Annotated in this window: 28 protein-coding genes and 1 pseudogene; 16 read left to right on the forward strand and 13 right to left on the reverse strand. The window is 47.8% G+C overall.

The genetic code is table 11. The features are described 5' to 3' along the window. Positions 1-34: 34 nt before the first annotated feature. Complete coding sequence (locus AB8516_RS03145; RefSeq protein ID WP_369157988.1) at positions 35-517, reverse strand: Cd(II)/Pb(II)-responsive transcriptional regulator; 483 nt, start codon at positions 515-517, stop codon at positions 35-37. 113 nt (positions 518-630) lie between these two features. Between AB8516_RS03145 and AB8516_RS03150 the strand changes: the two genes are divergently transcribed. Beyond that, positions 631-1,314: a cation transporter gene (locus AB8516_RS03150; protein WP_369157990.1), complete on the forward strand. Its 684-nt coding sequence runs from the start codon at positions 631-633 to the stop codon at positions 1,312-1,314. A gap of 196 nt (positions 1,315-1,510) precedes the next feature. Here AB8516_RS03150 and AB8516_RS03155 read toward each other — a convergent pair whose 3' ends face one another. From AB8516_RS03155 to AB8516_RS03175, 5 genes are all read right to left on the reverse strand, one after another. Beyond that, positions 1,511-2,305 (reverse strand): hypothetical protein, encoded by a 795-nt coding sequence (locus AB8516_RS03155; RefSeq protein ID WP_369157992.1) that lies wholly within the window; start codon positions 2,303-2,305, stop codon positions 1,511-1,513. 341 nt (positions 2,306-2,646) lie between these two features. After that, entirely contained in the window at positions 2,647-3,750 is a 1,104-nt protein-coding gene (locus tag AB8516_RS03160) for a hypothetical protein (protein ID WP_369157994.1), read from the reverse strand. A 41-nt stretch (positions 3,751-3,791) separates the two neighbouring features. Then, positions 3,792-6,026 carry a S8 family serine peptidase gene (locus AB8516_RS03165; RefSeq protein ID WP_369157996.1) on the reverse strand — a complete coding sequence of 745 codons (2,235 nt, stop codon included), beginning with the start codon at positions 6,024-6,026 and terminating at the stop codon, positions 3,792-3,794. 409 nt (positions 6,027-6,435) lie between these two features. Further along, positions 6,436-7,371: a hypothetical protein gene (locus tag AB8516_RS03170; protein ID WP_369157998.1), complete on the reverse strand. Its 936-nt coding sequence runs from the start codon at positions 7,369-7,371 to the stop codon at positions 6,436-6,438. A gap of 271 nt (positions 7,372-7,642) precedes the next feature. After that, positions 7,643-7,903: a hypothetical protein gene (locus tag AB8516_RS03175; RefSeq protein ID WP_369158000.1), complete on the reverse strand. Its 261-nt coding sequence runs from the start codon at positions 7,901-7,903 to the stop codon at positions 7,643-7,645. A 327-nt stretch (positions 7,904-8,230) separates the two neighbouring features. Between AB8516_RS03175 and AB8516_RS03180 the strand changes: the two genes are divergently transcribed. The 7 genes from AB8516_RS03180 to AB8516_RS03210 all read left to right on the forward strand — a co-directional run bounded on the left by AB8516_RS03180 (position 8,231) and on the right by AB8516_RS03210 (position 13,821). After that, on the forward strand, positions 8,231-8,593 hold the full coding sequence (locus AB8516_RS03180; RefSeq protein ID WP_369158002.1) for an RT0821/Lpp0805 family surface protein: 363 nt from the start codon (positions 8,231-8,233) through the stop codon (positions 8,591-8,593). Between the two features lie 145 nt (positions 8,594-8,738). Then, complete coding sequence (locus AB8516_RS03185; RefSeq protein ID WP_369158004.1) at positions 8,739-9,083, forward strand: antibiotic biosynthesis monooxygenase; 345 nt, start codon at positions 8,739-8,741, stop codon at positions 9,081-9,083. A 61-nt stretch (positions 9,084-9,144) separates the two neighbouring features. Next, positions 9,145-9,831, forward strand: coding sequence for a haloacid dehalogenase type II (locus AB8516_RS03190; protein ID WP_369158007.1), 687 nt, complete (start codon positions 9,145-9,147; stop codon positions 9,829-9,831). 273 nt (positions 9,832-10,104) lie between these two features. Beyond that, positions 10,105-10,620, forward strand: coding sequence for a hypothetical protein (locus AB8516_RS03195; RefSeq protein ID WP_369158009.1), 516 nt, complete (start codon positions 10,105-10,107; stop codon positions 10,618-10,620). A gap of 13 nt (positions 10,621-10,633) precedes the next feature. After that, positions 10,634-11,317 carry a PspA/IM30 family protein gene (locus AB8516_RS03200; RefSeq protein ID WP_369158011.1) on the forward strand — a complete coding sequence of 228 codons (684 nt, stop codon included), beginning with the start codon at positions 10,634-10,636 and terminating at the stop codon, positions 11,315-11,317. An 11-nt stretch (positions 11,318-11,328) separates the two neighbouring features. Continuing rightward, on the forward strand, positions 11,329-12,030 hold the full coding sequence (locus AB8516_RS03205) for a YqiJ family protein (RefSeq protein WP_369158013.1): 702 nt from the start codon (positions 11,329-11,331) through the stop codon (positions 12,028-12,030). 3 nt (positions 12,031-12,033) lie between these two features. Next, complete coding sequence (locus AB8516_RS03210) at positions 12,034-13,821, forward strand: flotillin family protein (protein ID WP_369158015.1); 1,788 nt, start codon at positions 12,034-12,036, stop codon at positions 13,819-13,821. 304 nt (positions 13,822-14,125) lie between these two features. Here the strand turns inward: AB8516_RS03210 and AB8516_RS03215 are convergent, their stop codons facing one another. From AB8516_RS03215 to AB8516_RS03235, 5 genes are all read right to left on the reverse strand, one after another. Beyond that, positions 14,126-15,028, reverse strand: a complete 903-nt coding sequence (locus AB8516_RS03215; RefSeq protein WP_369158017.1) for an amidohydrolase family protein — start codon at positions 15,026-15,028, stop codon at positions 14,126-14,128. A 739-nt stretch (positions 15,029-15,767) separates the two neighbouring features. Beyond that, entirely contained in the window at positions 15,768-16,292 is a 525-nt protein-coding gene (locus tag AB8516_RS03220) for a DUF3299 domain-containing protein (protein WP_369158019.1), read from the reverse strand. 10 nt (positions 16,293-16,302) lie between these two features. Next, positions 16,303-17,562, reverse strand: coding sequence for an ABC transporter permease (locus AB8516_RS03225; protein ID WP_369158021.1), 1,260 nt, complete (start codon positions 17,560-17,562; stop codon positions 16,303-16,305). After that, positions 17,562-18,275 (reverse strand): ABC transporter ATP-binding protein, encoded by a 714-nt coding sequence (locus tag AB8516_RS03230; RefSeq protein WP_369158023.1) that lies wholly within the window; start codon positions 18,273-18,275, stop codon positions 17,562-17,564. Before AB8516_RS03230 ends, AB8516_RS03225 begins: the two co-directional genes overlap by 1 nt. Before the next feature lie 39 nt (positions 18,276-18,314). Continuing rightward, positions 18,315-18,887, reverse strand: coding sequence for a DUF2796 domain-containing protein (locus AB8516_RS03235; RefSeq protein WP_369158025.1), 573 nt, complete (start codon positions 18,885-18,887; stop codon positions 18,315-18,317). A gap of 268 nt (positions 18,888-19,155) precedes the next feature. On the opposite strand from AB8516_RS03235, the pseudogene AB8516_RS03240 reads away from it, so the two are divergent. After that, positions 19,156-19,551, forward strand: a pseudogene (locus tag AB8516_RS03240) (transposase); the annotation flags it as partial. A gap of 538 nt (positions 19,552-20,089) precedes the next feature. Here the strand turns inward: AB8516_RS03240 and AB8516_RS03245 are convergent. Then, positions 20,090-20,464: a hypothetical protein gene (locus AB8516_RS03245; RefSeq protein WP_369158028.1), complete on the reverse strand. Its 375-nt coding sequence runs from the start codon at positions 20,462-20,464 to the stop codon at positions 20,090-20,092. 169 nt (positions 20,465-20,633) lie between these two features. Here AB8516_RS03245 and AB8516_RS03250 point away from each other — a divergent pair, with 169 nt between their 5' ends. From AB8516_RS03250 to AB8516_RS03270, 5 genes are all read left to right on the forward strand, one after another. After that, a complete protein-coding gene (locus tag AB8516_RS03250; protein WP_369163221.1) occupies positions 20,634-20,870 on the forward strand; it encodes a CorA family divalent cation transporter in 237 nt (78 codons plus the stop codon). Between the two features lie 163 nt (positions 20,871-21,033). Then, positions 21,034-21,852 (forward strand): NYN domain-containing protein, encoded by an 819-nt coding sequence (locus AB8516_RS03255; protein WP_369158030.1) that lies wholly within the window; start codon positions 21,034-21,036, stop codon positions 21,850-21,852. Positions 21,853-22,190: 338 nt separating this feature from the next. After that, positions 22,191-22,736: a hypothetical protein gene (locus tag AB8516_RS03260; RefSeq protein ID WP_369158032.1), complete on the forward strand. Its 546-nt coding sequence runs from the start codon at positions 22,191-22,193 to the stop codon at positions 22,734-22,736. Next, positions 22,657-23,817 (forward strand): hypothetical protein, encoded by a 1,161-nt coding sequence (locus tag AB8516_RS03265; RefSeq protein WP_369158034.1) that lies wholly within the window; start codon positions 22,657-22,659, stop codon positions 23,815-23,817. Before AB8516_RS03260 ends, AB8516_RS03265 begins: the two co-directional genes overlap by 80 nt. After that, positions 23,801-23,923, forward strand: a complete 123-nt coding sequence (locus tag AB8516_RS03270) for a hypothetical protein (protein ID WP_369158036.1) — start codon at positions 23,801-23,803, stop codon at positions 23,921-23,923. The genes AB8516_RS03265 and AB8516_RS03270 overlap by 17 nt, the downstream gene beginning before the upstream one ends. Before the next feature lie 66 nt (positions 23,924-23,989). Here AB8516_RS03270 and AB8516_RS03275 read toward each other — a convergent pair whose 3' ends face one another. Continuing rightward, the gene (locus tag AB8516_RS03275) at positions 23,990-24,298 is read right to left on the reverse strand and encodes a hypothetical protein (RefSeq protein WP_369158038.1); all 309 of its coding nucleotides are present in this window, start codon (positions 24,296-24,298) and stop codon (positions 23,990-23,992) included. Positions 24,299-25,662: 1,364 nt separating this feature from the next. On the opposite strand from AB8516_RS03275, the gene AB8516_RS03280 reads away from it, so the two are divergent. Together AB8516_RS03280 and AB8516_RS03285 are read left to right on the forward strand one after the other, a co-directional pair. Next, a complete protein-coding gene (locus AB8516_RS03280; protein WP_369158040.1) occupies positions 25,663-25,998 on the forward strand; it encodes a TusE/DsrC/DsvC family sulfur relay protein in 336 nt (111 codons plus the stop codon). Positions 25,999-26,538: 540 nt separating this feature from the next. Next, on the forward strand, positions 26,539-26,667 hold the full coding sequence (locus tag AB8516_RS03285) for a hypothetical protein (protein WP_369158042.1): 129 nt from the start codon (positions 26,539-26,541) through the stop codon (positions 26,665-26,667). Positions 26,668-26,703 lie beyond the last annotated feature (36 nt).

Raw genomic sequence — 26,703 nt, forward strand, 5'->3', positions numbered from 1 at the left:
CAGCAGAGGCGGGTTGATCGCCGGGACAGACAATTTAATCATGGCCATCTTTGGGGATTGAAGCGTAATCATCGGTCTCGGTCTCGCCGATCGATGCGGGGTGGCAAACACAGCCCTCGTCATGTGCAGCGGCAACCAGTTCCTGCAATATACCGCACTCACCGGCGGTTTTCTGATCATGGCATTGATCACGCAGTACCAGTAACTGACTCTCCAGGGTGCGCAGGCTTGCGATACGTGCCTGTACCTGAATGAGCTGGCCATCGATAAGCCGATCTATAGCATCGCATTTCACATCGGGGTGGGTGACGAACTCCAACAGGCGGGAAATATCCGCCAGCGACATATCCAAGGCCCTGCAATGACGGATGAAGGCGAGACGCTCGAGATGGAGTGTGCCGTAGTCCCGGTATCCGTTATTACGTCGCGGTGGTGGCGGTAACAAGCCGGCCTTTTCGTAGTAACGCACCGTATCGGTCTTCATTTCGGCACGCTTCGCCAGCTCTCCAATACGCATAGCCGATCCCCTTGGTTCTCACTTACAGGAAATTTCAGACAGATTACACTATTGACCTTGGAGTGGCTCCATGGTTTCAAATAATCTTATAGAATCAGTCGGAGGGAAATGCCATGCCTGCGTGCTGTTCTTCAGATCATTGCTCATCTGACCACGCATCTGTCGATCCTCGATTCCGCAAGGCGTTGTGGGTGGCCCTGATCGTCAACACCATCATGTTCGCGGTGGAGATCGCGGGTGGTTTGCATGCCGGATCGGTGTCCCTGCTGGCGGATGCGGTCGACTTCGCCGGTGATGCTGCGAACTATGCATTGTCTTTGACCGTGCTGTCATTGGGATTGATGTGGCGGGCCCGGGCGGCTCTGGTAAAGGGTTTAACGATGGGGGGGTACGGCCTGTTCGTGCTGGGCAAAAGCGCTTGGGCGGCCCTGTATGGTGTCGCACCCGAACCCTATACCATGGGCATCATCGGTTTGCTGGCGTTGAGCGCCAACCTGAGTGTTGCATTGATGCTTTACACCTTCCGTGATGGGGATGCAAACATGCGCTCTGTATGGCTGTGCAGCCGTAATGACGCGATCGTCAATTTGACCATCATCATTGCCGCTTTGGGGGTCTTGGGCTCCGGGACGCGCTGGCCGGATCTGATTGTCGCTGTAATGATATCCAGTCTTGCGTTGACCTCCGCGTTTACAGTGGTTCGCCAAGCACGCAAGGAGATCGCCATGGCGATGACGTTACCAGTCGCAATGAGTGCGCCGGAGTACGGCAACAAGCAATCACAGGCGGACATCTGAAACTGGAGCGTGTCGATTCAATGTATGCGCACATAGGCGGTGACTCTGTACACGCAATCAATGAAGCGTTGACCATCAGAACTCGCATTCCAAGAGGAAATGCTGAGATTTATTGGATCTTAGGGCCGGGATCTCTGCTGTCCAGTCACAACTGAGATGCGTGAAAACATGGTTAATAACGAGTGAAAGACCGACGTTATTCTTTGAAATCTACTGTTTTCAAATGTGTTGTCAGAGACTCGAGTAAGCCATAGAGGAAGCCGATATATTTTTTGTCATCAGTGACGTCAAAGAGATCAGCACTTAGTTGTTTGATTTTTTGATTGGCGATCATCGGACTGCTGGTACAGATCTCATCGATCAATTTAGCTGCATTCGTCAACACCTGTTTGTGTCCTTTTTGATGCTCAACAAAATCAGGATAAAAGTGTTGTGACATGTACTGCTCTTCAAATGCAAAGTGGTCCTCAATTTCTGCAAGGATAGTTCCGAGTCTATTTTTGAAGTTAATGGTATCCCCTTGATTCAGCATATTAGTGATATTCTTTATCTGCGTACCGAGCTGAATGTGCTGCCGGTTAATCTCTTTGATATGGGCATCCAATCGTTTCCTGATGCAATTAAAAACCTCTTGAATAAATCTGCGAGGATCATAAGGCTTCAATATGGCGGCACAGACATTTTTCTTTGTGGTTTGCTGGAAAATGCTGGAGCTACTATCTGAGGTGAGTACAAGTTTGGGTATTTTTCGCCAGCCGGACCGTCTCGACATGAGCTCCATCAGCTGACTTGCGCCGATGCGGACATTTCCATTCAGGGGAAGATCCGTATCGACAATCACCAGGTCCGGAGGATCGCTCTCGATGATCAGATTCCAGGCCTTCGGACCGCATTCAGCTTTATTGACCAGAAATTTTTCTGGTGCAAGCATCAGATTGATCAGTTGGGAATCAATGCCAGGTGGCTCAATCAGCAGAGTAGTGAAATGCATGGTCGAAGTCAGTCGTTTTACTTAATAATTTCATTATGATAGCGACATCATAAAATCGAATGTCCACATTATCTAAAAAAATGTGGACATTTGTTATGAGTACTTCTCAATATAACGGCAGTATTTTTTGAACATTAAATCATTCTGACAGCTACCAACTGAAACAGAGACATCACTGTAATGGCGTTAAACAGGGACAACTCCCTGATTGATTAAACCATAATTTTGGTATGGATATTCTGAGTTGAAAAAACCTATCAAGGATCAGATTGGATTCGAAGCAGTGCCAGGGAAGTAACTGCAGTTTTTCATAGAGAGTCAAATTGCTGCGAAACGGATCCTCACGCAAGCACCAGTCTCTTGTAGCTGTGATGGGAGGGCATTACCTCCAGCTGATAACCATAATCACCTGGTGGATATTCCTCTTCCAATTTATCCAGCGAACCCGTTCGATTGGTCGCTACAATCTTGATTTGGCGCGACTGTTCCCGCGCCGCTTCCACAATCCAGATCAGCGTCGAAAGATCCGGATTATCCGGATGACCGTTGGCAGAGATCACATAGGTATCCGCTGTCACCTTGCGATGAAATGTTCGCGTTGCATTTCGGTTGCTTCCATGGTGGGCCACCTTCAACACGTCAACGTGCAGTCTTTCGTTCGAGTCCAGAAGATTTGCTGCGTGAAGGCCGTCCATCAGATGGTCACTTCGCCCATCGCCGGTAAACAGAATAGTCTTGCCTTCCGCCTCCGCCAGAAACACTACGCTGCTCAGGTTCGGAATGCTCCGGTCCGCATTGGCCATGATTTGCGGATCACCACCGGCGACCCCTGTTTCATTGGCGTCAAGCCATTCCACCCACTCATCCTTCAATGCATCCAGGTTCGCTCTCGTAGGCCCGACTATAGTCAGTGTCAAGTTTTCAAATACGATGTTGTCCGGTGCGTCGTCAGTGCATATCAAGCGGTTTGGGAAAACATCGTTGATGCTGATGCCCAGCTGCGTCGCAAATATACGCAGGCGCCGTCCTTCAGCTACTCCATTGATAGCCATACCGGCCTGTTGCATGATATTCGCACCTGCTGCGGAAAGTGAGGCGGCGAGCCGGGTTTGAATCGTCCCATCCGGGTCGATGGAGTCAGAAAAAGCGTTGTGCCAAAGACCGCCTACCGTGACCAACTCGGGATCACCGTTGGTCCGCTGGTTGAGTAGATTGGCGAACAGGTCCAAAATCCCCACAATGTGATCCTTGTCAACATGGCTTACCACCACCAGATCGAGTATACCGCCGTTGGCGGATACATATTCAATCTCGGACCTGAGGTCATCGGTGTAAACATTCACCGGACCGCCGTCAATCAGCATATGGCGTTTGTCGGCGTCACTACCGTATTCAAGGATAAAACAGTCACCGTAGTTTGCCTGCACAATACGCAGATTCAGCATAGTATTTCTCCTTGCAGCGGACCGGTCAAAAGCTGTCGTGTTCAATAAGGATTGATCGAGCTGGTGAGTTCTCCCGTTACCACCAAGGCGAAATCCTGACCTGATGTACTCAACAGATTTGACGCGGAAATCTGGATCAGAAAATCTCCGGCTGTAGGCGTATCTATACGAACAATCTCAACATTATTGTCAGGGTCCGGCATGTTGAAACCCATCGGCAGATCGGTGTTGCCGACCCATTTCTGATTGGTTGTCAGCGATTGGACCTGGAGATTCAGATTATTCTGTAATGCCCGGGCAGGCAGATCCGTCCAGCTGAGGCAGATACGCAGCGCCAAACCGGAATTCGCGGATACGATAAATCGGTACCGCTGGCCTGTGTAGGTAAACAGGTTATTCCCGGTTGCCCAATCATCCAGAAATTCGAGGTGCAGGTCAGGTTGGCCGGCGTTGGGAATAGTGTGCGCCATATCAATGGCGCCGAATCCTTGATTAAAATTCGGCAGACTCGCGAAATCCGCCTGCGCGTCCTGGCCAGTGAGCCAGCGGCACCCGTTGATCAGTGTCGCCTTGAGAAGCGCGGCTGACGGCTGATGCCCGCTGTCAACGAAATACTGCCGTATTAAGGCCGCACAACCAGTAACGACCGGTGCCGACATACTGGTCCCGCCGTTGTAGGCATATTTCCCCTGGTGCCCGGGAACAGGCCCCCAAAAATTGCGCAACGGTGCGATGGATGATTTTGATGAGGCGATATTCGTACCCGGCGCCACGAGGTCAGGTTTAATGCGGCGGTCATCACATGGACCGCGGCTGCTGAAAGCGGCAAGTGACTCCTCATCACCCGAAATCAGCTCGTCCGCGATCGGCGGGTCGGGAAACTCGTTCGGCCACGCTTGTGACCAGGTCATCGCGGCGTATCCGCCGGTGGTGCGGTCACTGCGACTAGCCCCAATCGTGAGCGCATTTTTCGCTGAGGCCGGTGAGCCAATGGACAGCCAGTCGACAAATCCCTGCTGCGCATGGCCAGGACTGCTCGGTGTGCCGGACCCCACTCCTTCGTTACCCGCCGAAATTACGATCAGCATATCACGATGATTGGCTACGAATTCATCGACCTCGATCGAGTTGAAGGTATAACGGGAGTTAGTGTCTGCTCCCCAACTGTTGTTGTGTATCCGCGCACCCTGCTGATATGCCTCTTCGAACAGGTCGTTCAGATCGAGTGGGAGCCCGCCCAGTTTACCCCAGGCATCCATAATTGACTGAAAGTAGAGCTGCGCTTCCGGTGCCAGGCCTTTATATTGGCCACCTGATGCTGCACCGTCGCCTAAGACAGTACCGGCAACGTGGGTGCCGTGACCGTTGGGGTCACTTGAATCACCTGGACGTCCGAGCGCGGAGAGACCGACTATGCGACCCTGAAAATCGGGATGTAAATCGTCCAGTCCCGTATCTGCGACAGCAACAATCTGGCTCAGGCCGGTCTGGGTTAGACCCGCACCGGGATTGGCCGTTTCGACACCGGTCAACACGCGGGCTCGGTCATTCGTCAGCGAGGGTGGTACGAACTCGTCAACACTCTGCACCTCGGGCAGTGCCCCCAGTGCAGTGATGTTCGCCGAATCCTCAAGCATATACAGACGAATCTTGCGCCGACTGTATCCGGCGATGTCGACTCCGTTACTGTTCAACCAGCTTAGAACAGTGTCCATGTCAGCCTCGCGGTGTAGCCGGACATCGAGCGTAAGCATGCGCCGCTGACCGGTGCCGGAAGGCGGAGCTGCTCGAGCCCGCTCATCAACTACCGGTCGTGCATCTTGTGCCTCCGGGATTCTTACGCTACGGACGAATGGTTGATCTCGAAGGGTTGCTGCCTGTTGGGCGTCAAGGTGTACCAAATAGGTGTTCGGCGCTGTTGCTTCGTGGACCTCCACACCTAAAGCAAGCAATCTGTTACGCCAACTCTCCAGAAGCGGTCCTCGTAGCTGTACAATGTAATAGTTTGGCACCAAACTGTCGAAGCCCGGCTCAGGAGCTGGCGCCGCAGATAAAAATCTGCCTGTCTTGGCTTCGATCAACTGTCCGATGCGGGGTGATTCCGGTAAATCCAGCTCCTGTACGACCAAGCCCTGCTGACGGAGTTCATCAATTTGACTCTCCTCGATGGACCCTACCAGGAACGAGTCGGTCGTTTCCGCATCCTGCAGCATATCAATCGCGGCCGCCAGCTCAGACTCATGCATAAAATATGCAATTACTTGTTTAGTAGCCATAATGATCTCCTATGATCATCCTTTACATCCAATGATTTACATAAATTTTATCCAGGTTTCGTGCGCTGACTCTTTGTGTTGCGGATATGTGGATTTCCCATACAATCGTAATGTTTCGACAACACCTGAATCGGCGTCGTCAATAGATATCGAACTCAATAATTAAATACTTAATTTCATGCTGCAAAGACACTTGTGCAGCAGGCTGGCTGAAGCGGCAAACAGGGTAGTATAATTGAAAGGAGACATAGGCATCCCTTCCTCTGTTGTCTTTTGGTCAAAGAATAGAAAACAATATTCAATTCTTCAAATAGCATTTATATGTAATGTCAGTTCTGGCTACGAATTTATTGTAATGTTACGAAGCGTGGACACCATGAGCTATCGTGAATGGTTTATCGCGAGTTAACTATTGTTTAAGCTCCCAAGGTGAATTTACGTTCTTTCGACATGCATCGAAGACTCTCTCTATAATCATTTCCTCACCTGACCAGACTTGATGCTGCATCGTAACGCACTCAAGGTTATTTTCCCGGTAATTCGAAAGTAAGGTGAATTTTCCGCGTTTACCGCTGTTCGGATTTTTCCATGATTTAGTTGAGCCTTTTATTGATTTGGTTAAAACAACAGCTGTGTCAGTAGCAATTTTCAAATCCTCGCCTTCAAGATATATTCCATCTCCTCCGGCAGCACCTTTAGCAGCTTCCCCGAGACTGATCAGTGCACGGAAAGGCGCTGTGATTACGCCGGTAAATACACCGGTAATTGCACCTTCAGAGGCCTTCTGACCGGTAGTCGACGCTTGTGCCAGTAGGTTATCCACGCGGTCCAACGTCGTGGGAATCGACTTGCGGGTGGCTCCGATTTCCTTACGAACCGCCTTGACCTCCTTGAGTACTTCTGGAAAAAGCAGTCGTGTCTTGGCTATCTCTTTATTAGTTTGTTTGACTGTTGACGAAACTGAGTTCAGGGTCTTTAAAATGTCCGGAACTGTCTCTATGGTGTTTGAAACCTCTGCAAGTATGGGCGGGACGAGTTTCCGTGTTTCTTCCACCTCATTGAGAATGAGGGGAATATTCTGACGAATCGCCTCGATTTCAGTGAGTATGGGAGGAATTTGTGACCGGGTCGCGTCGACTTCATGCAGAATTGGCGGTATGAGTTTTCTTATTTCCTTTATTTCACTGAGTATCGGATCAACTTTCTCGCTCGTATTCTCGACCTGAGCGAGAATGGCGGGAAGGTCCTGGCGTATATTCGACAACTCAATGGTGAAATAAACTATCGCCCCCGCAATCGCGAATAATCCTGCAGATAATGTGTAGGTGGCAATAGTGCTTTTCATAATAATTTTTCCCCTGAATTGCCTGGGTTGATAGCTGCATCGCTCTGAAAGAAATCACCATTAAGCAGGAGTTTCCCAGTGCATCTCCACTGTACCATGCACTGATATGGCCACTTAATGCAGACCGTATGGAGGGCCGATCACAAACAAATCATGCCCGATTTTGACGTTGCCCCTTTGCCTATCGTTATCCTGCAAGTTATTTTGCTCATTCCGCAGAGCCTTGTCCGTTATTTCATGGTGAAGATGGATGGCGTGAACGACTAGTTGCTTAACCAGGTATATTCAGGCTCGCGTGCCTAATAATCCCATCGGGTAGCTTGTCGGGTAACGGAGAAAACTCGAAGCGTTTTACAGCATTCAGGGGAATGACATGCAAGCTGCTGTCTGCTTCGATAACCAGGCGATCAGTCGTCATTGCATCATGCAACTTACTCATCTGATCGTATTGATCCTTGGCCTGCTTGGGAAAGGTGAACGTCTCACTGGAACCGTCCAGATAATGGACAGTCAAAAACCTACTGGCCTCCATGATGATACCTCTTGTGTGGTGTAAACCTGGATAATCAACAGCCGGGAGCATCCTTGTTGATCTATTTATGTAATTATTCAGGATGTGATTAAGTTATTTATAATATTTTTATAATTTCAAAAGATTTCTGTTGTATGATTGATGATTATAGGCATACAACTATCGAAAAAAACGCCTCTAATAATATGAGTATATTCATAATAGGTTAGTTTGTATGATCTGCATTAAGAATACCTGAGGGACATATTCAACCATAGTCAATTCATGGAATAATTTACTCACTTGTCCATATAGATTCAGAATTCATACTAGAAAGCGGAGTAAAATGTGAAAATAATTATCCTCCTCGGTTGTGCAGTCGCACTGATTACTGCAGTGTTATCAGCACATGGATTCGACCTGCATTTTCTGAAAAATTCACCGGCAAGATATTTTACGAAACAGGATTGGGACATTGCCAAAACGGCCGCCAGAGACATACTGAAAAACCGTGAATTGGGAGATAGTGTTATGTGGGACAATCCTGACTCCGGGAATTCAGGCAAATTAACGATTCTGAAAGCAGGCAAAAGCAGCGGGAAGCTTTGCAAAAAGCTAAAAATCACCAATCGCGCGAAAGGGCAGGAGCACACATCAAACTCTATATTTTGCAAGCAACCTGATGGAAAATGGAAAGCTGTAATAAAATAATAGAATGTCTGCAAATCTATGTGGAAGTCGCTGGATTCTTTCTTTATTAAAAAAACACAAACGCATTTAGACACAAATAATCTATTGTTGTAGATCATCTTTAATCCGCCTGATAGTAATCGACTACCGCTATGTGAGGTTAATAATGTTGGCTGTAATTTTTGAGGTTTACCCCACTGATACAGGTAAGGATGAATATCTGAGCATTGCCGCTGATCTCCGGAAATTTCTCGAGGACAGAGACGGATTCATCTCAATCGAGCGATTTAAAAGCCTGGTGGATGAGAAAAAGATTCTGAGTCTTTCCTTTTGGCGTGATGAGACCGCGGTTGAAACATGGCGCAATCTCATGGAACACAGAGCGGCTCAGCGCAAAGGCAAAGAGCGCCTTTTCAATTCCTATCGGATACGTGTCGCGGAAGTAGTCCGGGACTACAGTGATACGGATCGAGAACAAGCCCCGTCTGACTCAATAAACAAGTTAGATTAACTTTATATTATAATCTGAGCTGAAAACTACCGCTGACCATAAATATGGAGGCAGGGAATCCATGGCAATCACTCTGGCTTTCGATGTTTACGGTACTTTGATCGATACCCATGGAGTCGTGTCAGAGCTGGACAGCCTGGTTCAGGACAAAGCTGAAGCCTTCTCACATAAATGGCGGGAAAAACAGTTGGAATACTCGTTTCGCCGCGGGCTCATGCAAAACTACGTAACCTTCGATGTGTGTACCAAGCATGCGCTCGATTACGTGTGTGAGTTCTTTAATACACCGCTGACCGCCGGTCAAAAGCAACACATGCTTGATTCCTACAAAACCTTGCCGGCATTCATGGACGCTAAGGAGAGTCTCTCTGCATTCAGCCAAAGAGGTTACAGGTTATTTGCATTCTCAAACGGTACATCACGTGCAGTTGAAGGTTTGCTGGAATCAGCCGGCATCAAAGCGTATTTCACCGATATCATCAGTGTAGACGACATAAAATCATTCAAACCCAATCCTGCTGTATACAGTCACTTTTTGAGAAAATCCAAAGCTCATGGCGGTCAGACCTGGCTTGTTTCCAGTAATCCGTTCGATGTCATCGGCGCCATTTCATCAGGAATGAATGCAGCATGGGTAAAGCGTTCAGGTAGGATCATATTTGATCCTTGGGGGGTCGAGCCAAATCTTACTGTCAAGGATCTGAGAGATTTAACAGAGCAGTTACCTAAACACGTCATCACAAGATAGCTCAACAACAATAATATGGATTCACATGATTCAACCTGACTGCCAGTAATATGGGTTGATAGTCGCCCCAAGATTCCTGTCCGTTTGTATCCAAAGAAGGTCTAAAATCCTCTGATAAATATTGCTCTGTAAATACGATAATCCGCTGATGAAAAACACAGAATCAACACTGAAAGCACGCCACTTCAGTCCAACACTTGATTTACGGGAGATGCGTGTTAATATATGATAACGTTTGTTAACAATACCTTTAGTACTTTGTGGATTTGCCAAATGGCGATTAAAATGGTTCAAATTGGAGTCCGCATTCCGCAAGAGGATGCAACCTTTATCTCGCAACTAAAAGTCGAGGGAGCAAATACACCTAGCGACAAGCTTCGTACCATAATCGCTCAGGCTCGTAAGCGGGAACAGGGTTCGCGTGATTACAAGGAGTGTCTTTCCACGATTGATGAATTACTTATGCCTATTCGAAACCAGGTGCGTGAATTAGAATTGCACCAAGAAATACATTCTGAATTTGTGATGCGAACGCTGGACTGGCTGAGCGAGGTGTTAGCGTTTTGCATGGCAAGTCGTGATGACCTGGAATCATCACAAAACAAAGAATCACTCGAATATTTTGAAAAACAGCTATCTTCACGGATTTTTAGGATCATGGAATCGGTTCTGCAAATGGGGGTTACGCCTCGTGGCCCCTGTTATCAACCCAATCTGATTTCCGCGAACGTGCAACATGTCCTAGATATTGCGAATGTTATAACCCAAAACCGATCCACGAATGTTTAGAGAGGAAGATGTTATGAAGGAATCGATAACCAATCGAGTAGGGCGCATTATCAGCGGAAGCGTGAATGCACTCCTTGATGCTGTTGAAAACGCAGCGCCAGACCTTGTAATGGAAGAAGCTATCCGTGAAGTCGATGAGGCTATCGATGAGGTACGCGCTGAATTGGGTCGTGTAATAGCTGGTAAACATCTGGCAAATCAGCGCCTCATGGATGAAAGCCGCAAGCATGAGGAGCTCGCTGAAAAAATAGAATTGGCGGTGAAAGAGGGACGAGATGATCTTGCTGAAGCCGCTATTGCCAGGCAACTCGACATTGAAGCTCAGGTTCCAGTGCTGGAAAGCACCATCGCCGAGGCGAGTAACCAGGAAAATGAGCTGGAGGGTTATGTGATTGCTCTTCAGGCAAAAAGACGTGAGATGAGGGAAGAGCTTGCTCAGTTTCGTAAAGCTCAAGAAGAGAGCAAAGTGGTAGCTGTTGCAGCAGGTTCAGGACAGACTAATGCCGATAGTAGCGTTGAGGCTTCCGTTCGAAAAGCCGAGACCGCATTTGATCGCGTAATGGAACGGGCGACAGGTGTAGGCAGTCATTCAATGCCAGATCGCGGAGATGCCAGCAAACTTGCGGAGTTGGATGAGCTGTCCCGTAATAACCGTATACAAGAGCGCTTGGCCGCCATAAAAAACCGTTCTAACTAAACGGGACTGCCATGTTTTCCTTTATGCTGGCACCCGAAAACCTGCCATTCGCGGTGGCGTTGGCAGTTATGTTGGGCATCGCGCTCCTGGAGGGAATAAGCACTTTATTAGGTGTGGCATTGTCCGGCTTAATCGATGCGTTGCTTCCTGAAATGCCTGACTTGCAAGGTCCTGAAATTGACTTGGATATGGATCTTCCGGATGCCGATGCTCCATATGCTCTTTCACGCTTTTTCAGCTGGCTGCGCATCGGACAGGTACCTGTGTTGATGCTGATCGTGATCTTTCTTACAGTGTTTGGTCTTATTGGGCTTGGCATACAATCATTAGCGTCCAGTACCTTCAATCAACTTATTCCTGCTTCATTGGCTAGTATTCCGGCCGTCCTGCTGAGTCTTCCAATGGTCAGATTGTTTGGAGGCGTGCTCATGCGCATTATGCCAAGTGACGAAACGGAAGCAGTCACCGAGTCCAGTCTTGTAGGACGCATTGCCACAATAACGATAGGGACGGCATCATCCGACAGGCCAGCAGAAGCGCGTGTACGAGATAAATATGGCACGACACACCTTTTGATGGTTGAACCAGACCGGCAACGGGATATTTTTAATGCTGGAGACGAGGTCTTGCTGGTAAAAAAAGAGAGCACTGTCTTCAAAGCTATCTCAAATCCGAACTCCATACTCACCGACAAAGAATCCAAGGAGCAATAAGGCATGGATATGAACAATCTTATCGATATTCTGGTAATCGCTGGCGTTATCCTGATCGCCTTTATCGTTCTTGGAATGATATTTGCCCGACTCTATAAACGAGCTTCTAAAGAGGTTTCTTTTGTGCGAACCGGTTTTGGTGGCCAAAAGGTGGTAATGAACGGAGGTGCATTGGTATTTCCGATACTCCACGAGGTCATTCCGGTCAATATGAATACTCTTCGTTTGTCTGTACGTCGCGCCAATGAGCAAGCACTGATCACACGGGATCGAATGCGGGTTGACGCTGAGGCAGAATTCTTCGTTCGTGCAAAACCGTCCGAAGATTCTATTGCCGCAGCAGCCCAAACTCTCGGCATGCGCACCATGAATCCCGAGCAGCTGAAGGAGCTGATCGAAGGTAAGTTCGTAGACTCACTTCGTGCTGTAGCGGCAGAAATGAAGATGGAAGATATGCACGAGCAGCGTTCACAATTCGTGCAAAGTGTCCAGACAACCGTTGCTGAGGATCTGCTGAAAAACGGCCTGGAATTGGAGAGTGTGTCCCTTACTGGTCTGGATCAGACCAGCAGGGAGTACTTTAATCCTAATAATGCCTTTGATGCGGAAGGTCTGACCAGGCTGACCGAAGAGATCGAAGCACGTAGAAAACTGCGCAACGACATCGAGCAGGACACTGAAATAGAGATCAAGAACAAGAACCTGGAAGCTGAGAGAAAGAGACTCGAAATTGAGCGTGACGAAGAGTATGCAAGGCTTCAGCAACAACGTGAGGTTGAGATCAGGCGTGCATCACAGGTAGCAGAAATCGCTCAAGAGCAAGCATTGAAGGAACGCGAAGCCGAGGAAGCCAAAATTATTGAGAAGCAGAAAACCGACACCGCACGTATCATTGCAGAGCGTGCGGTGGAGGAAGAACAAATCCGCAAGGAACAGACAATAACAGAGGCAGATATTTCTCGGACGAAAGCAATCGAAATCGCAGAAATTGAACAACGCAAAGCGTCAGAATTGACAGGTCAGGATAAGCAGATCGCAATAGCAGAAAAGAGCAGGGAGCAGTCAGAAGCACAGGCAGCTGCAGATATTGCGCGCCAGAAGGCTGTTAAGGAATCGGAACTGGTCCAAACCGTTCGAGAAACAGCGATTGCTGAACGAAGCAAGGAAGTTGAAATCGTCAAGGCAAAAGAGTCTGCCGAAAAGCAGGCAATCAGTGTCACCGTCGCTGCTGAGGCGGAAAAACAAGCTGCAGAAGACAAGGCCGAATCGGTACGGATCATGGCAACTGCCGAAGCGCAAAAGCTGGAGATAGCAGCTAAAGGTGATGCGGAAGCCATAAAGCTCCGTGCTGATGCGGATGAGCGCCGCTATGTGGTTGAATCAGAGGGTAAAAAGTCCATCAATGAGGCAGCAAATGTGCTCAGTGCTGAACAGATTGCGATGCAGGTAAAAATGGAACTGATGCGCAAGTTACCGGATATTATTCGGGAATCCGTAAAACCGATGGAGCAGATAGACGGCATCAAGATATTCCAATTAGAAGGGCTCAACGGTGGCGTTTCAAACGGTGCTGCACATGGAGACGGTGCATCGGGTAACGGAAATGGTAATTTGGCTGACCAGGTAATCAACAGCGCTTTGCGCTACCGTAGCCAAGCACCACTCATCGACTCGCTACTCGATGAAGTTGGCCTTAATGGTGGAGATATCAACAAACTGACAGCAGGATTGCATGCAGTCAGTGATATCAAAACCGAACAGAACAAATCTGATGATGAAAGTACTGCCTAGCTATTGTAGATAATGCTGCGGGCAAAATGGGGCTTACAGAGAATTCTGTAAGCCTTTTTTTGACTATATCTCTGATGGTCATCCTTTCCTGCTAAGACCAGTTTATTGGTGGAGCTTGAGCTACTGATTTTGACTGAGGCGACTCGTGAAATCGATTCCATGGACGATTATGGCACTGAATAGGCTATGAAGCTTCGTGAGCCGTATCCATTGTTTTGACTATCTTCGATATCAAGCAATTGATAATAGAATAAGCCTGAGTTAGGAATTGCATAAGAAAACAATCCGAGCGAGATTAATGTTGCTACTTGAAATATTCAACTGCATTTTTGTAAAGCACCTTTTGCGCAACTTCGGTTGGTAGCTGCTTTAACCACTCACGATGAAAGCCGAGAAAACGTGACAACTGCTGCCAGCCTGTATCAGGCTCGTCCCAGGGATTGAGCTGCTCTACCGGCCAAACCGGATCGGAGCCGATCATGAACCGGTTCGCGTAAGTGATCACGAGATCTCTCCATTCGGCTTTTAAAACTCCCATCCCATCGATAATAGGCCTGCCCACATGCCGCCAAGGATCACGGGCTGACAGCTCTACACTGAGATTTGCGCAGTCTCTCAATGCACGCGCAACCTCATCTGGCGGTAGAACCGAACCGGCATGCGCCCACAGAAAGCGGGTTTTCGGATGCGCGCTGCAGAAGCCAATCAGGTAATCTGACCTGGAAAATTCGGTATGAACAAGTACGGGCACATCAAACACCGCTGCAAGTTCAAAAAGACCGGAGATATTCGGGTTCTTCCAGTCACTGATAAAGCCGCTGATCATGTGAAGCTCACCAATGCCCCTGTAGTTACCCGATTCCAATGCCCGTCGCACACGCCCAACTAATTCTTTATCGTGATACCAGTTAGACCAGTCGATACGATCCTGATAGATTCCATAAATAGGAATCACGATATCGGGTGCCAACTGTTGTAGCTCAAGCGCCAGTTCAGGGGGAGTACCGGTCACAACCGCTAGCCTGACATTGTTTTCACGCAAGATGTTGACGGCCTGTTGCGGTTTCGTAACCTCTTTCTGATTCCACTTCCAGTGCAGATGAACATCCGCCAGCTTTGCCGGCAGTTCGTCACTGACGCAGGGTAAAGACGCTGTGAACAGTGGCAGCAGGGCAGTAAACGTTGCAGTTACGATGAATCTGTTCATGAATACACTGACGCCCTATATCGATGGCGCCTCATCTGAATGTAGCGAACGAGGGCCCAATGCTATACCTGAATGTACATAATACTTAAGTGGACATCCAAGTATTTATGTAAATGTAAGCATACCAAAGCTAGAACTTCCAATGCGGATGTCGTAGGGATGGCGCAAAGATTGAAGCCAAGGTTCACGGCAGTCGAACGATCTTTGATAGCAGGCCAGCAATCTTTGGCATGCTGCTGGATGTGACTGAGAACAGGCGAATGCAGGAGGAAATACTTGAGCACAAGCGGGAACCGGAGACACAGGTAACAGAGCGTTCTAAGGAGCTCGACTGCACATCGAAGGAGCTAAAGGTCTCGGAAGAGCGCTATCGTATCTTGTTGAGTGATTCGAAAGTGCCCATACTATTTACCAGTTTAAATGAGGTATATAGTCGTAACCTTTCATGGCAATAATTCTGGTCGACTCCTGGATGAGGAGAAGTCAGTTGAGTCGCTGCGGTATGAGTCACTGATTTGATCTTGAGTACAATGGCATCGACCTCTGTCGTTAAAACGTCGCTGATTGAGCTGCAAGCATTCCGAGCGGTTTCCGACAGCGGGGATTACTAGGGGCTGTTTGGTGAACTTCATGTAGTCATCCGGTGCATGGAGGTGGCATGAGAGCTCCTTCGCCTGAGTCAGGCTGCAAACAAACAGACTGAAGAAGATTGCACCTGAAAACAGGTGACGGTTGGGCCTCATTCGTAGGGGGTTACCGCTTCAGCCTCTATCTGATATCCGGCATTGGCGAGATCGCTGTTGAAAGGCTTGGCACTCAGGGTGCCGGTTACCCAGACGGTATCGAAGGCCTCACGTATCTTTGCATCCGCCTCGGGAACCTTTACATAGACAGTCTGGTTGGCCGGAGGGGGAGGAACATGGATGCAGGCACCATAGTAGGGTACCAGGAGAAACTCGCTCAGCTTCTCTCCGTCGCCTTCAATGGGCACTACAAAACCGGGTAGCTTGACCCTTTTGCCATCCAGACTCTCTACGACTGGCGCCACCCTCCAGGCCGCCTCGAGTTGTTCCAAAATTATCTGCGCCTTGGGATCATTGTCGTCAAGCGCATTGATATCGCCAAACTGGTTTAAAATTTTATCTGGACGATAGTCTTCTGGAACCATGGCGTCCCACTCCAGCTCTTTTACCGGTTCAGCATGTACGCCACCCAGGAAGAGCAGAGATGTCAATAAAAGAACTACAGCGAAGCTAATTTTCATGTGTGGATTCCTAGATACGTATACTCATCCCATCAGAAAGAGAGTAGCGATAGGCGCGGTAACCGGGTATTAGGCCGATGATCAGGCTGGAAGTTCCGACCAGACCCAGGATTAACCACTCCCGAAGAGAGGGAAGGCCGATCGGCAGATGGAGCCCATAGCGGCTCTCGATATAGGGTTGGCCGAGAATCAGGCTTGTGTAGAGCAGCAACAGGCCGAGTGCGATTCCCAGCAGGCTAAGCAGTAGACTCTCTCCGGTGACCAGCAGCAGTATGTGTCCTGGGCGGGCGCCCACCGAACGCAGTATCGCCATTTCCCGCCGACGTTCATTGAGACCGGCAAGCATAACAGTGAGCATACCGATCAGGCCCACGGCTACCACCAGGGCGGTGACAACCAACAGGGCATTCTCGGCGATACCCATCATGTCCCAGAGCTGTTGCAGCGCCACCCCGGGGAGGATGGCGAGCAGGGGTTCCTTGCGGTAGTCATTGATCTCCCGTTGAACCCGGAAGGTGGCGATTTTACTCTTCAGGCCTAGCATAAAGGCGGTGATCGCTTTCGGTGACAGGTTCTTTTCGAGGGCCTCTTCGGCGCTGATCTTTAATCCCGCCACCTGTCTGCCGCCTATCCAATCTTTGTGGATCGCCTCAATGCCTTCCAGGGGGACGTGGACAGTACGATCGACTGGTGTGCCAGTGGACTTAAGTATGCCCACCACCTCGAACGGTTTATCATCGTGCAGCGTAAAGCTTGTCTTGCCGGCCCCATGGGCGATGATGATTTTCTCGCCGATCTGATAGCCGAGTTTGCGTGCTACCTCATCGCCCAATACCGCTTGATAGACCTGTTCGAAAGACTGGCCCTGATTAAACGAGAGTGCTCGTTTGTTGGCATACTTGTAGTGACGGAAGTAGTCCTGGTTGGTTCCCAATACACGATAACCCTTGTGCGAGTCTCCTAGCGAGAGAGGGATAGTCCATTCTACCAGGGAGTGTTCGGCAAACTTTGTGTAGCTCTTCCAGGAGATATTGTTGGTCGCATCACCGATCCGGAATACTGAATAGAGCAGCAGGTTGATGGCGCCGCTGCGGGCGCCCACCACGAGGTCTGTGCCAGAGATGGTGTTGGCAAAACTGTTGCGTGATTCCACACGCAAGCGCTCGACGCCGAGCAGGAGCGAAACACTCAGTGCGATACTGATGAGAATCAGGCTTGCCGTAAAACGGCGGTTGAAGAGGCTCTTAAAGGCGAGAGAGAGGATGGCCATTACTGCTCACCCTGCCGTGCATGGTTTATATCATCCAGGGTGATGTGTCGTTCGAATAGCGATTCAAGTTGACGGTCGTGGCTGACAAAGAGCAGTGTCGTACCGGTCTCTTCACACTCTTGAAACAACAGCCTGAGAAAGGCCTGTCGCATGTCGCTGTCGAGAGCAGAGGTGGGCTCATCTGCGATGATGATCTCGGGGGCGCCGATCAATGCCCTGGCGGTTGCCACCCGCTGCTGCTGTCCGACGCTCAACTCTGTGACCGGACGATGGATGAGATGCTCATGGGCCATATCCAGATGCCCAAGCAGTCGCATGGCTTCGTCATCAAGATGTTTGCCCGACCCGGTCGCTTTCTGTTTCCGCAAATGCGAAAAGCGGCAGGGTAGGGCGACATTCTCCAGCACAGAGAGATAGGGGATCAAATTAAACAGCTGAAAGACAAAACCGATGTGATCGGATCGGAAATGGTCCCGCCTGGCACCGCTTAGACGGTTGATCGACTCACCAAGTATCGACACCTCACCGCTTGTCGGCAGGTTTACACCGGCGAGCAGTGACAATAGCGTGCTCTTACCGCTGCCACTGGCACCACGAATAAAAATGCGTTCACCGCTGAATATCTCGAGCTCAGGAATGTGCAAAACCTCCGGAAGGTCTTTACGCCATCCAAATCGAAGATCTGTTATCTGTATTGCAGCGGTTTGTGGCATGAACCAGTGGGGCCTGTAGCCTGGCTTCTGGACCGTGTCCTAGAGCTCAAGGGTGGTGTGTCCTGGGGTCAAGTCTATCTTCTGCTGGCCCTTAGGTGAAATGCTCTGGACTTCGAGGTGCTCGGTACCGGGAAATCGTTTCATGAGTTCGATTTCGATGCTCTCCAGCTGTGTGATCTCGTCACATCGATAATGGTAGTGTGCGGTGAAGTCACTATGGGTCTCATCTGCATCTGAGCGCTCATGGTCGCGCTCGTGTTCATGTTCATCGTCATGAGCGTGATCGTAGAGGGGGGATTCCACCTCAGTTGTCATGGAATGGCACTTGGCAGCCGAAGGAAGACGGAAGAGCAGGTCAGGTTGTTTCAAAGCGTCAATTGCTGCCTCGATGGCTTCACGTTGACTCGTGGTTTTCGGTTGATGTTCAAAACCGACGATGTTCATCGCGGGAGAGTGAAATTCAATCTCAAGGATGTCGCCCTCCTGAACAATCAACAACTGGGCTTCTCCATGGACATGGGCCTCATGCTGTTCGTGCTCATGCTCAGCAGCAAAGAGTTGTGCGTGAACAGCGAGCAGCGAAAAAATGATTCCTTGCTTGATTAAATACATCGTTTGCTCTCCTGATTGAAGTAATCATAATGATATAACATAACATTTAGAGGTCGGTTGAGTCTTGTGATGTATTCAAGTCACTTTATGTAACTGACATCGATAGGCTTCAGAAAAGTTTCAGTGTGAATATTAAAGAATACTTTTTTTACTAATAATAACAATACGTTAGAAACTTGTGCCGCAGGATTATCAATATAATATAGTTGGACGTCCACAAACTGAATCTCGAAAGGGTGTTTTTTGTCCACAACTCGTGGTTAGTGTCATTCTTCGTATTGTTGTCCAAATTGCACCATTAGCGTGTATTCCGGTCGCTGAGCTGTGCCGCAAGCACGGTATGAGTGATGCCACTTTTTACAATTGGCGCGCCAAGTATGGTGGCATGGACGTATCGATGATGAATCGGATGAAGGAACTGGAGGCGGAGAACCAGCGCCTGAAGAAGATGTATGCAGAAGAACGGCTCAAGGCCGAGATCCGCAAGGAGGCCCTTGAGGGCAAGCACGCCTTGTCGAAGCACGGGCTGAGTATCCGCCTGACCTGCGAGATTTTTAGTATCAGCGAGACCTGCTACCGTTACCAGCCGAAGCTATCGGGTGACAATGCCCATATCGCGGACTGGCTACTTCGCCTCACAACAGCCAATCGCACCTGGGGCTTTTTACAACTTTATTTACAAAGATATTTGGACGTCCAAGTAAGAATGTAAATGAAGCAAGTCATAACTTATTGATTTAAAGATATATGCTCCAAGTATCTTTGTAAAAAAAAGCACATTCTAAACTAACGAAAGCGTGGTCGTGGTTTTCCAATCATTTTTGTCAACAATATAACCAGTGATTGGATGAGCATTTCTCACAGAATTTAATGTGAATCGATATGGGATATACAGCATGGTTACGGACAAAAGCAGACTTTATCGATTCAGTTTGAGAAGAGGGCTGGGATAAGTGGCGGCTCAAATTCGCAAACTGTTGTTGATGAACTCTGTAGCTCTCCTCTGATTCGTAGTCCGTTAAAGCGGAGTCGTGAAACACCTCTAAAATATCATCAGGATACACAAGCATATCCGCGATAAAGAAATCTATATTCAATGAAAGAAGTTCTAGCTAAATAAGAATTTGGTGTCGTAATACTTGATTTATTCGAGAAAGCAATCGCAGTTTTTTATGAACCAATATTTTGGTTGCAGTTTGCTATTATTGTATTGGTTTTTGTTGTTGCTCGCTGGGCGATTTATCCCCTCCTAAAAATAATTCTCGAAAAATTAAACTTATTCGCCTAGCTTCTATGTCGGTTTCGAACTCTGTGTTTTCGAGGCTAATTGCAATTAATGCATGGACAATTACTGCACTCAATATTATTGGACTACTGGGGCCGGCAATAAAGGTGTTAGACAGCTGGGTAGTTTCTATTGGCCAAGTGCGTGTATCACTGCTGACTTTAATAAAGGTGGGACTTTCGCTATGGCTAGCCCTTTGGCTTGCTAATGGTCTTGCCACGTTAGTTGAAAAGAAGCTTGAAAAAATAGATTTTTCAGGTCCGGCGACACGTGTTCTTGGTGCAAAACTCATAAGATTACTTCTCATTACATTCGCTAAAAAATAATGAGGCGTATCATCAACTATCATATGAAAGCATATTATTCACTCAAGCAACACATGGAAAGTGATCCTCAATGACAGGATGAATTTGACGATATATATAGTCTGATAGAGAGGTTCCAGAGATCTTTCAGACCTCATCCAGAATATGATGAGCGACTTGATAGATGGATACATTAGCCTGAACGGCCATCATCTGAATAGGATAATGAAGGTACTGACAATTGTTACTGTGATATTTGTGCCTCTTGGCTTGTTGGTCGGGATATATGGAATGAATTTCGAAAACATTCCGGAACTGGAATCTTCCTATGGCTACTACATCTTATTGATGTGTAATGGAGATGATTGCTGGAATTTCACTGTGTTTATTTAAACGTATGCAATGGCTATAATAGTTTTATCTGCATGATCAAAATGAATACTTCTTCTCCATTTTACAAGAAACACCTTACAAATCCCTATATACTAGAGGCTTCTACTATCGTAGTATCTCAGCGTTTCTACGTACGAATCACCAAATATTAGGAAAATCATCAATGCCCGAATTGACCCCGACTCAAAATATGGCAATATTTTGCGATTTCGAAAATGTTGCATTGGGTGTTCGTGATGCTAATTATGCAGCCTTTAATATTCAGAAGGTGCTGGAGCGTCTGCTGCTCAAGGGCAATATCGTGGTGAAGAAGGCCTACTGTAATTGGGATCGGTATAAAGAGTTCAAGGGCACCATGCATGAAGCAGCATTCGAATTGATAGAGATTCCCCATGTGCGTCAATCAGGCAAAAACTCGGCAGATATCCGCATGGTGGTTGATGCCCTGGATCTTTGTTACACCAAGCTTCATCTGGATACTTTCGTCATTATCAGCGGAGATTCTGACTTCTCTCCACTCGTCAGCAAATTGCGTGAGAACAATAAGCTCGTCATTGGTGTCGGCGTTAAGAACTCCACATCAGACCTCCTAACCGCCAATTGTGATGAGTTCATCTTCTATGATGACCTGGTGAGAGAAAGTAATAAGTCCACCCAAAAAAGACGTAAAAGCTCGGGCAAAAAGGTCCCCAAAAAGAAGGCCTCAAAGAAACTGCAAAGTGAAGACGAGAAGAGAAAACAGGAGGCGTTGGATCTTGTCGCAGCCACGGCAGAAGACCTGATACAGGAGCGGGGCGTTACGGAAAAAATATGGGGCTCTATGGTCAAGCAGACCCTGAAACGTCGGAAACCGGGGTTCAGTGAGCGCTATCACGGATTCAGAACTTTCAACATGCTACTTGAAGAGGCACAGGAACGAAACTTACTGATCCTGGAAGCGGATGAGAAGTCGGGTGGCTACATGATCAAGAGCGTCACCTGATCAATACATTGAGCAATCAGAATCTGGCCCGCTGAAGTAGAGCGTTGCTACGGATATATAGCTGAAATGTCTGCTTTGGCCGCAAAAAACTGAGCGCAACCGGCCGCTGGTGGAAATCAGTTATGCGAAATAATGACAAACTACAGTAGCTTACAATCTACTGATACCAAATAATGATCCTTCATCTCTGAAAATTGGCTGGGCATAGTTGGTCAATCCGAACGCTTCCTTCTCTTTTTTGACGATAGTCTCTGAAACACATAGGATGAATCTAATGGGTTTCACCAAAATAATATGAGGGTATAGCCAATACCCACAGACAAAATGAAGGGGACTGAATGTTAGGACGATCCTTGCCCAATGGGGTTATGTTCAATGCCTACCCCGACAGCATTGGTACCAAGTTAAGCGATAGCATCGCGCTGATGCAGCGGCCTGAATTGCACGATGTCTTCTCTCTGTTCTATATTCTGCCCACCTTCTTCCAAAGCGATCTGGATCGTGGTTTTTCCATAAACCGCTATGAGCTCAATGAGGATTTGGTATCAGAGGCGGATCTGCAAGCCCTAAAGGAGCTGAATATCGTTCTCAAGTTCGATCTGGTACTGAATCACCTCTCGGTACGCTCCCCTCAATTTCTGGATATGCTGACAAAAGGCGATCACTCCCGCTATCGAGACTTTTTTATCGATTGGAACAAGTTTTGGGAAGGTGAAGGTGAGTTGAATGATGAGGGCTATATCATTCCAAATGAGGCCCATCTCAAGCAACTCTTCATGCGCAAGCCGGGACTTCCCATTCTGCTTGTCCGCTTCCCCCGATGGTTCAGAGCGGCCCTACTGGAATACATTCTATCAACAGATTCACTACCGTGGGCTGGATAGCGATGACCTCAAACACCTTCGCATCCTACCATCCGAGGCTGCGCAGGATATCCTCTATCTAGTCAATGCCAAGATCGACGCCGGCGAGGATTTTCACGACATCGACCTAGGCCTTTATCAGGATTACTTGGAGCAAGTGGTCGATATTGTCGAATCCAAGCGACGCTACCTTGGCCAGATGGACCTCAATGCCGAATCAGAAGTGGTGTGGGAGTTCTATGCAGAGACCCTCAAAAGGTTAGCCGGTTTTGGCGCCAAGTTGATTCGCCTTGATGCTTTCGCCTACCTGCACAAAAAGCCGGGGCTGAGCAACTTCTTCAATACCCCCGGTACCTGGGACTATCTCGATCGTCTGAAGACCATTGCCGAAGAAAACCAGCTGACCCTGTTACCCGAGATTCATACCCAATACGGCAAACACCTGCATTCCGACGTCGCGAAAGCCGGTTATCCCATTTACGATTTTTTCCTTCCCGGCCTAGTGCTGGATGCGCTGGATATAGGTCGCAACACCTACCTGCTACGCTGGATCGAGGAGATCCAGACCCAGGGCATTCAGACGGTCAATATGCTGGGCTGCCATGACGGCATCCCCGTGCTTGATCTGGACGGTTTTGCCAGCGAGGATGGTTATCAACATGGGCTCATGGCGACGGCTGAGATAGAGGCCATTATCAAACGCGTTCTCAAGCGCGGTGGCCGGGTGAAAAATCTATTTGGCGCGAACGGTAAAAAGATCGCATATTATCAGGTCAATGCGACCTACTTCAGTGCATTGGGCGAGGATGAACAGAAGCTGCGTCTGGCCCGAGCCATCCAGCTCTTCATGCTCGGAATTCCCCAGGTCTGGTATCTGGATCTTTTCGCCGGCAGTAACGACTATACTGCGGCCGACCAGGGCGGTACAGCCAGCCACAAAGAGATCAATCGCACCACGTTAACGAATGAAATGGTAGATGCGGGACTGCAAAGCGCTGTGGTGCTAGATCAATTGGAGATGATGCGACTTCGAAATAGTGCAGCAGCCATCAATGGTACCCTTCAGATCGCCGAAACCCCTGGACATGACTTGGTCAGATGAAGAGAGCACCATTACCTTAAAAGCCAATCTCGAAAGCATGGATTTCTCCATTAGCCACAGCCCCGCAGAGGGAGAGACACAGGTCTACACCTACCCTAAACCCTGATGTGCGGAGCGCCTGATATGAGGTTGAATAGCTGACTATGCTGGATAATCAAGGAATAAAAACAAGTCAGGTTAGATAGGGATCAGATTCTTTTGGGATGCCGTAGTATTGTTTTACACCAACGCGCTTCCCTTTGAGGTACGCACCGTTTAATTTCCGAATGATCCTCAACGCTGCGTCATCAGGTAATACATTAATCAAACCATGACGTTGAATCACACCCACATTATTGGTGATAGATATAATTTTGCAGCTGACAATTCTTGGTTGTGAAGAGAAAGGGAGGCGAATCCACTTTTCGAGAACTCTGTTGGCAAAATCCCTCATATCCTTTCGTTTTGTCTTGTCAGTGATTCTTGGTATAAGTAATTTCATCTGCTTATGTTCTGGGAAAAGTTATATTTCATTTTATAGATAACCACCACGCTGTATAGAATCTGTTATTGCTGATATTAGATCGAATCAGGGCAGCACACATTTATCCTGTTTCACTTGGTAAGGACGATTACATACCCAATTCGTGCCGGTATAATCAAGATGAGCTTCTGTAGGCATTTCTACAGCAAAACACTGATCTTTCTTCTCTATGTACCCTCGATCGCACTTCCAACCAGGCCCATACAAAGAGTCTGTCAAGTATCCGTTGGCTGGCACTTTGATCGCTACACAATCCTTACCGACCGCTCTATACCCACGTTCGCACTTCCAACTAGGCCCATACGAAGAGTCTGTCAAGTATCCGTTGGCTGGCACTTTGATCGCTACACAATCCTTACCGACCGCTCTATACCCACGTTCGCACTTCCAACTGGGTCCACTTGAGGAGTCAGTCAAATATCCGTGCTGGGGTACATTGATCGTAACACAGGCCTGTTTAGCTTGTTTGTATCCACGGTTGCATAACCAGCCAGGTCCGTGTGTTGAGTCAGTCAGATATCCGTTTACGGGTACCTTGATGGCAACACAGGATTTATCTAGTTCTCGATATCCCCATTTACATTCCCAGCCTTGTCCGTAGGACTTGTGTGTCAGGTATGCGTTAGCGGGTATCTTGATGGCAATACAGCGCTTATTCACTTCTCGATAGCCTTGATCACATTTCCATCCATTACCATATTTTAATGCACTTGCATTTGCTGGTAACTCGAGAGAACTTTCCAAGGCAAGTGCTCGGTAGGGAACTAATGCGACAAACAAGATGACCATCAGATAATGAATTCTAATGGAATTTGGGCATCTATTAATATTCATGAGCCATTCTCAGTTCAGTCAGTGTGTATTGATGCCAAATCCCATTGATATGGAATCAATAAAAGCCGGGATTAGAAGTGATTACCAACGACTGGTGGAGAGGGATCTCAGGAAGGAGGTCGCGGTCGGGGTAAGATTATCTAACTAATGAAGAGTATATATGAAAACAAAGTAAAGATCCCTTTCTATTTAGTGATAAAGATCCATCTGGAAACAATGGTTTGTATTCAGCAAAGATGAGTAAAATCCTTATATATCGTTTGATCGAGCGAGTAGGGGAGAGCCCGCTTCATTAACTCAGTTAATTTGCTTGATAGCCACAATGAGAGGATAGTAGAGCGAATACCATTGTCTGTAACCACTCTGACTATTTCTCATCATACTGATTTCTCGCAGACTCTGATCGATCAACCAATGTGTTGCAATAGCCTGCTTTTAGTAAGAAAAGTACGTCATGCTGCTTGCTGAGTTAAACTCAGGAGAACCCAGTGAATCAATTCACAAAAAATACTCAAAACAACGAAACATCCCATCGTGAAACTGCGATACGTTTCGTAGAACTGGCCGACCAGAGCTGGGACCGGAATAAATCTGTTGACTTGGCGCAAACTGAAGGGATTCAACTAACCGACGAACACTGGGCTGTGATCGTATATCTACGCAGATACTATCTTAACCATGGCAGTCCAATAAAATCCCTAACTTTGGAAAATGCCCTCAATGAGCAATTCTCCGCCCTTGGCGGCAGCGAATATCTGTACCGGCTTTTCCCAGGTGGTCCAGTTTCACAGGGCAACCGTATTGCAAACCTGGTTAATAAGTAGACACTACCAAGATTACATCTGAATAATAGAAAAGTTAACCGGCATAACTTCAACTATACTGAGAAATACTCCTCTCCCTGTAATTGCAAAGGATCTTGCCCTAGCACAACATAAGGAAACAGTAATGTATCGTCTAATGAAGTCAGAAAAGTTGATCCTAAACCACATACTTTCCGGATCCTTATCTTTATATCGCCAAATCCAAATCAAACAGTTCCCTCAATTCAGTAAAGCAGTGGATGCTTGCAAAAATGCCAACAGGAGCGGCGAATCCCGCTTCTACATTCTCAATGATTCAGGCAAGGAGCTATACGGGGATTCGTGGATAGACTGACCAGGTTGTGAAAATACTGAGCGGGCGTTCTGACTCAAATAGCATAACTGCTTATCACCACTCACAAACAAAACAGCACCACATACAAATCTTCTAAGAGCAGGAAATTGATTGCAGCATGCGCCAAAGGTCGCTTACCTTGAAACGTGGTTTACCGTCTCGGTACAGAGAGAGCTGGACCACATTGAGTATAATGAGGTGTATCCATGAGCAAGAATCGTCTAAGCAATAAAGAGGCGAAAAAGAAACCAAGCATGACGCTGCGTGAGAAGCGAGCTGCGAAAAAGACTAAAAAAGAGACCAAATCACTCTTTGATGATATACGCGCACGTTGACTCTTATTAATCTATCAAACTATAGTCACAGAGACT

This window comes from Candidatus Thiodiazotropha sp. LNASS1 (assembly GCF_964212655.1).
Classification (GTDB): domain Bacteria; phylum Pseudomonadota; class Gammaproteobacteria; order Chromatiales; family Chromatiaceae; genus Thiodiazotropha.

Bases quoted from the DNA above. Each gene is read 5' to 3' on its own strand.
- AB8516_RS03145 (WP_369157988.1), bottom strand. From the start codon at position 517: ATGCGTATTGGAGAGCTGGCGAAGCGTGCCGAAATGAAGACCGATACG.
- AB8516_RS03150 (WP_369157990.1), top strand. From the start codon at position 631: ATGCCTGCGTGCTGTTCTTCAGATCATTGCTCATCTGACCACGCATCT.
- AB8516_RS03155 (WP_369157992.1), bottom strand. From the start codon at position 2,305: ATGCATTTCACTACTCTGCTGATTGAGCCACCTGGCATTGATTCCCAA.
- AB8516_RS03160 (WP_369157994.1), bottom strand. From the start codon at position 3,750: ATGCTGAATCTGCGTATTGTGCAGGCAAACTACGGTGACTGTTTTATC.
- AB8516_RS03165 (WP_369157996.1), bottom strand. From the start codon at position 6,026: ATGGCTACTAAACAAGTAATTGCATATTTTATGCATGAGTCTGAGCTG.
- AB8516_RS03170 (WP_369157998.1), bottom strand. From the start codon at position 7,371: ATGAAAAGCACTATTGCCACCTACACATTATCTGCAGGATTATTCGCG.
- AB8516_RS03175 (WP_369158000.1), bottom strand. From the start codon at position 7,903: ATGGAGGCCAGTAGGTTTTTGACTGTCCATTATCTGGACGGTTCCAGT.
- AB8516_RS03185 (WP_369158004.1), top strand. From the start codon at position 8,739: ATGTTGGCTGTAATTTTTGAGGTTTACCCCACTGATACAGGTAAGGAT.
- AB8516_RS03190 (WP_369158007.1), top strand. From the start codon at position 9,145: ATGGCAATCACTCTGGCTTTCGATGTTTACGGTACTTTGATCGATACC.
- AB8516_RS03195 (WP_369158009.1), top strand. From the start codon at position 10,105: ATGGCGATTAAAATGGTTCAAATTGGAGTCCGCATTCCGCAAGAGGAT.
- AB8516_RS03200 (WP_369158011.1), top strand. From the start codon at position 10,634: ATGAAGGAATCGATAACCAATCGAGTAGGGCGCATTATCAGCGGAAGC.
- AB8516_RS03205 (WP_369158013.1), top strand. From the start codon at position 11,329: ATGTTTTCCTTTATGCTGGCACCCGAAAACCTGCCATTCGCGGTGGCG.
- AB8516_RS03210 (WP_369158015.1), top strand. From the start codon at position 12,034: ATGGATATGAACAATCTTATCGATATTCTGGTAATCGCTGGCGTTATC.
- AB8516_RS03215 (WP_369158017.1), bottom strand. From the start codon at position 15,028: ATGAACAGATTCATCGTAACTGCAACGTTTACTGCCCTGCTGCCACTG.
- AB8516_RS03220 (WP_369158019.1), bottom strand. From the start codon at position 16,292: ATGAAAATTAGCTTCGCTGTAGTTCTTTTATTGACATCTCTGCTCTTC.
- AB8516_RS03225 (WP_369158021.1), bottom strand. From the start codon at position 17,562: ATGGCCATCCTCTCTCTCGCCTTTAAGAGCCTCTTCAACCGCCGTTTT.
- AB8516_RS03230 (WP_369158023.1), bottom strand. From the start codon at position 18,275: ATGCCACAAACCGCTGCAATACAGATAACAGATCTTCGATTTGGATGG.
- AB8516_RS03235 (WP_369158025.1), bottom strand. From the start codon at position 18,887: ATGTATTTAATCAAGCAAGGAATCATTTTTTCGCTGCTCGCTGTTCAC.
- AB8516_RS03245 (WP_369158028.1), bottom strand. From the start codon at position 20,464: ATGAGTTTTGCACCAAGAACACGTGTCGCCGGACCTGAAAAATCTATT.
- AB8516_RS03255 (WP_369158030.1), top strand. From the start codon at position 21,034: ATGCCCGAATTGACCCCGACTCAAAATATGGCAATATTTTGCGATTTC.
- AB8516_RS03260 (WP_369158032.1), top strand. From the start codon at position 22,191: ATGTTAGGACGATCCTTGCCCAATGGGGTTATGTTCAATGCCTACCCC.
- AB8516_RS03270 (WP_369158036.1), top strand. From the start codon at position 23,801: ATGACTTGGTCAGATGAAGAGAGCACCATTACCTTAAAAGCCAATCTC.
- AB8516_RS03275 (WP_369158038.1), bottom strand. From the start codon at position 24,298: ATGAAATTACTTATACCAAGAATCACTGACAAGACAAAACGAAAGGAT.
- AB8516_RS03285 (WP_369158042.1), top strand. From the start codon at position 26,539: ATGAGCAAGAATCGTCTAAGCAATAAAGAGGCGAAAAAGAAACCAAGC.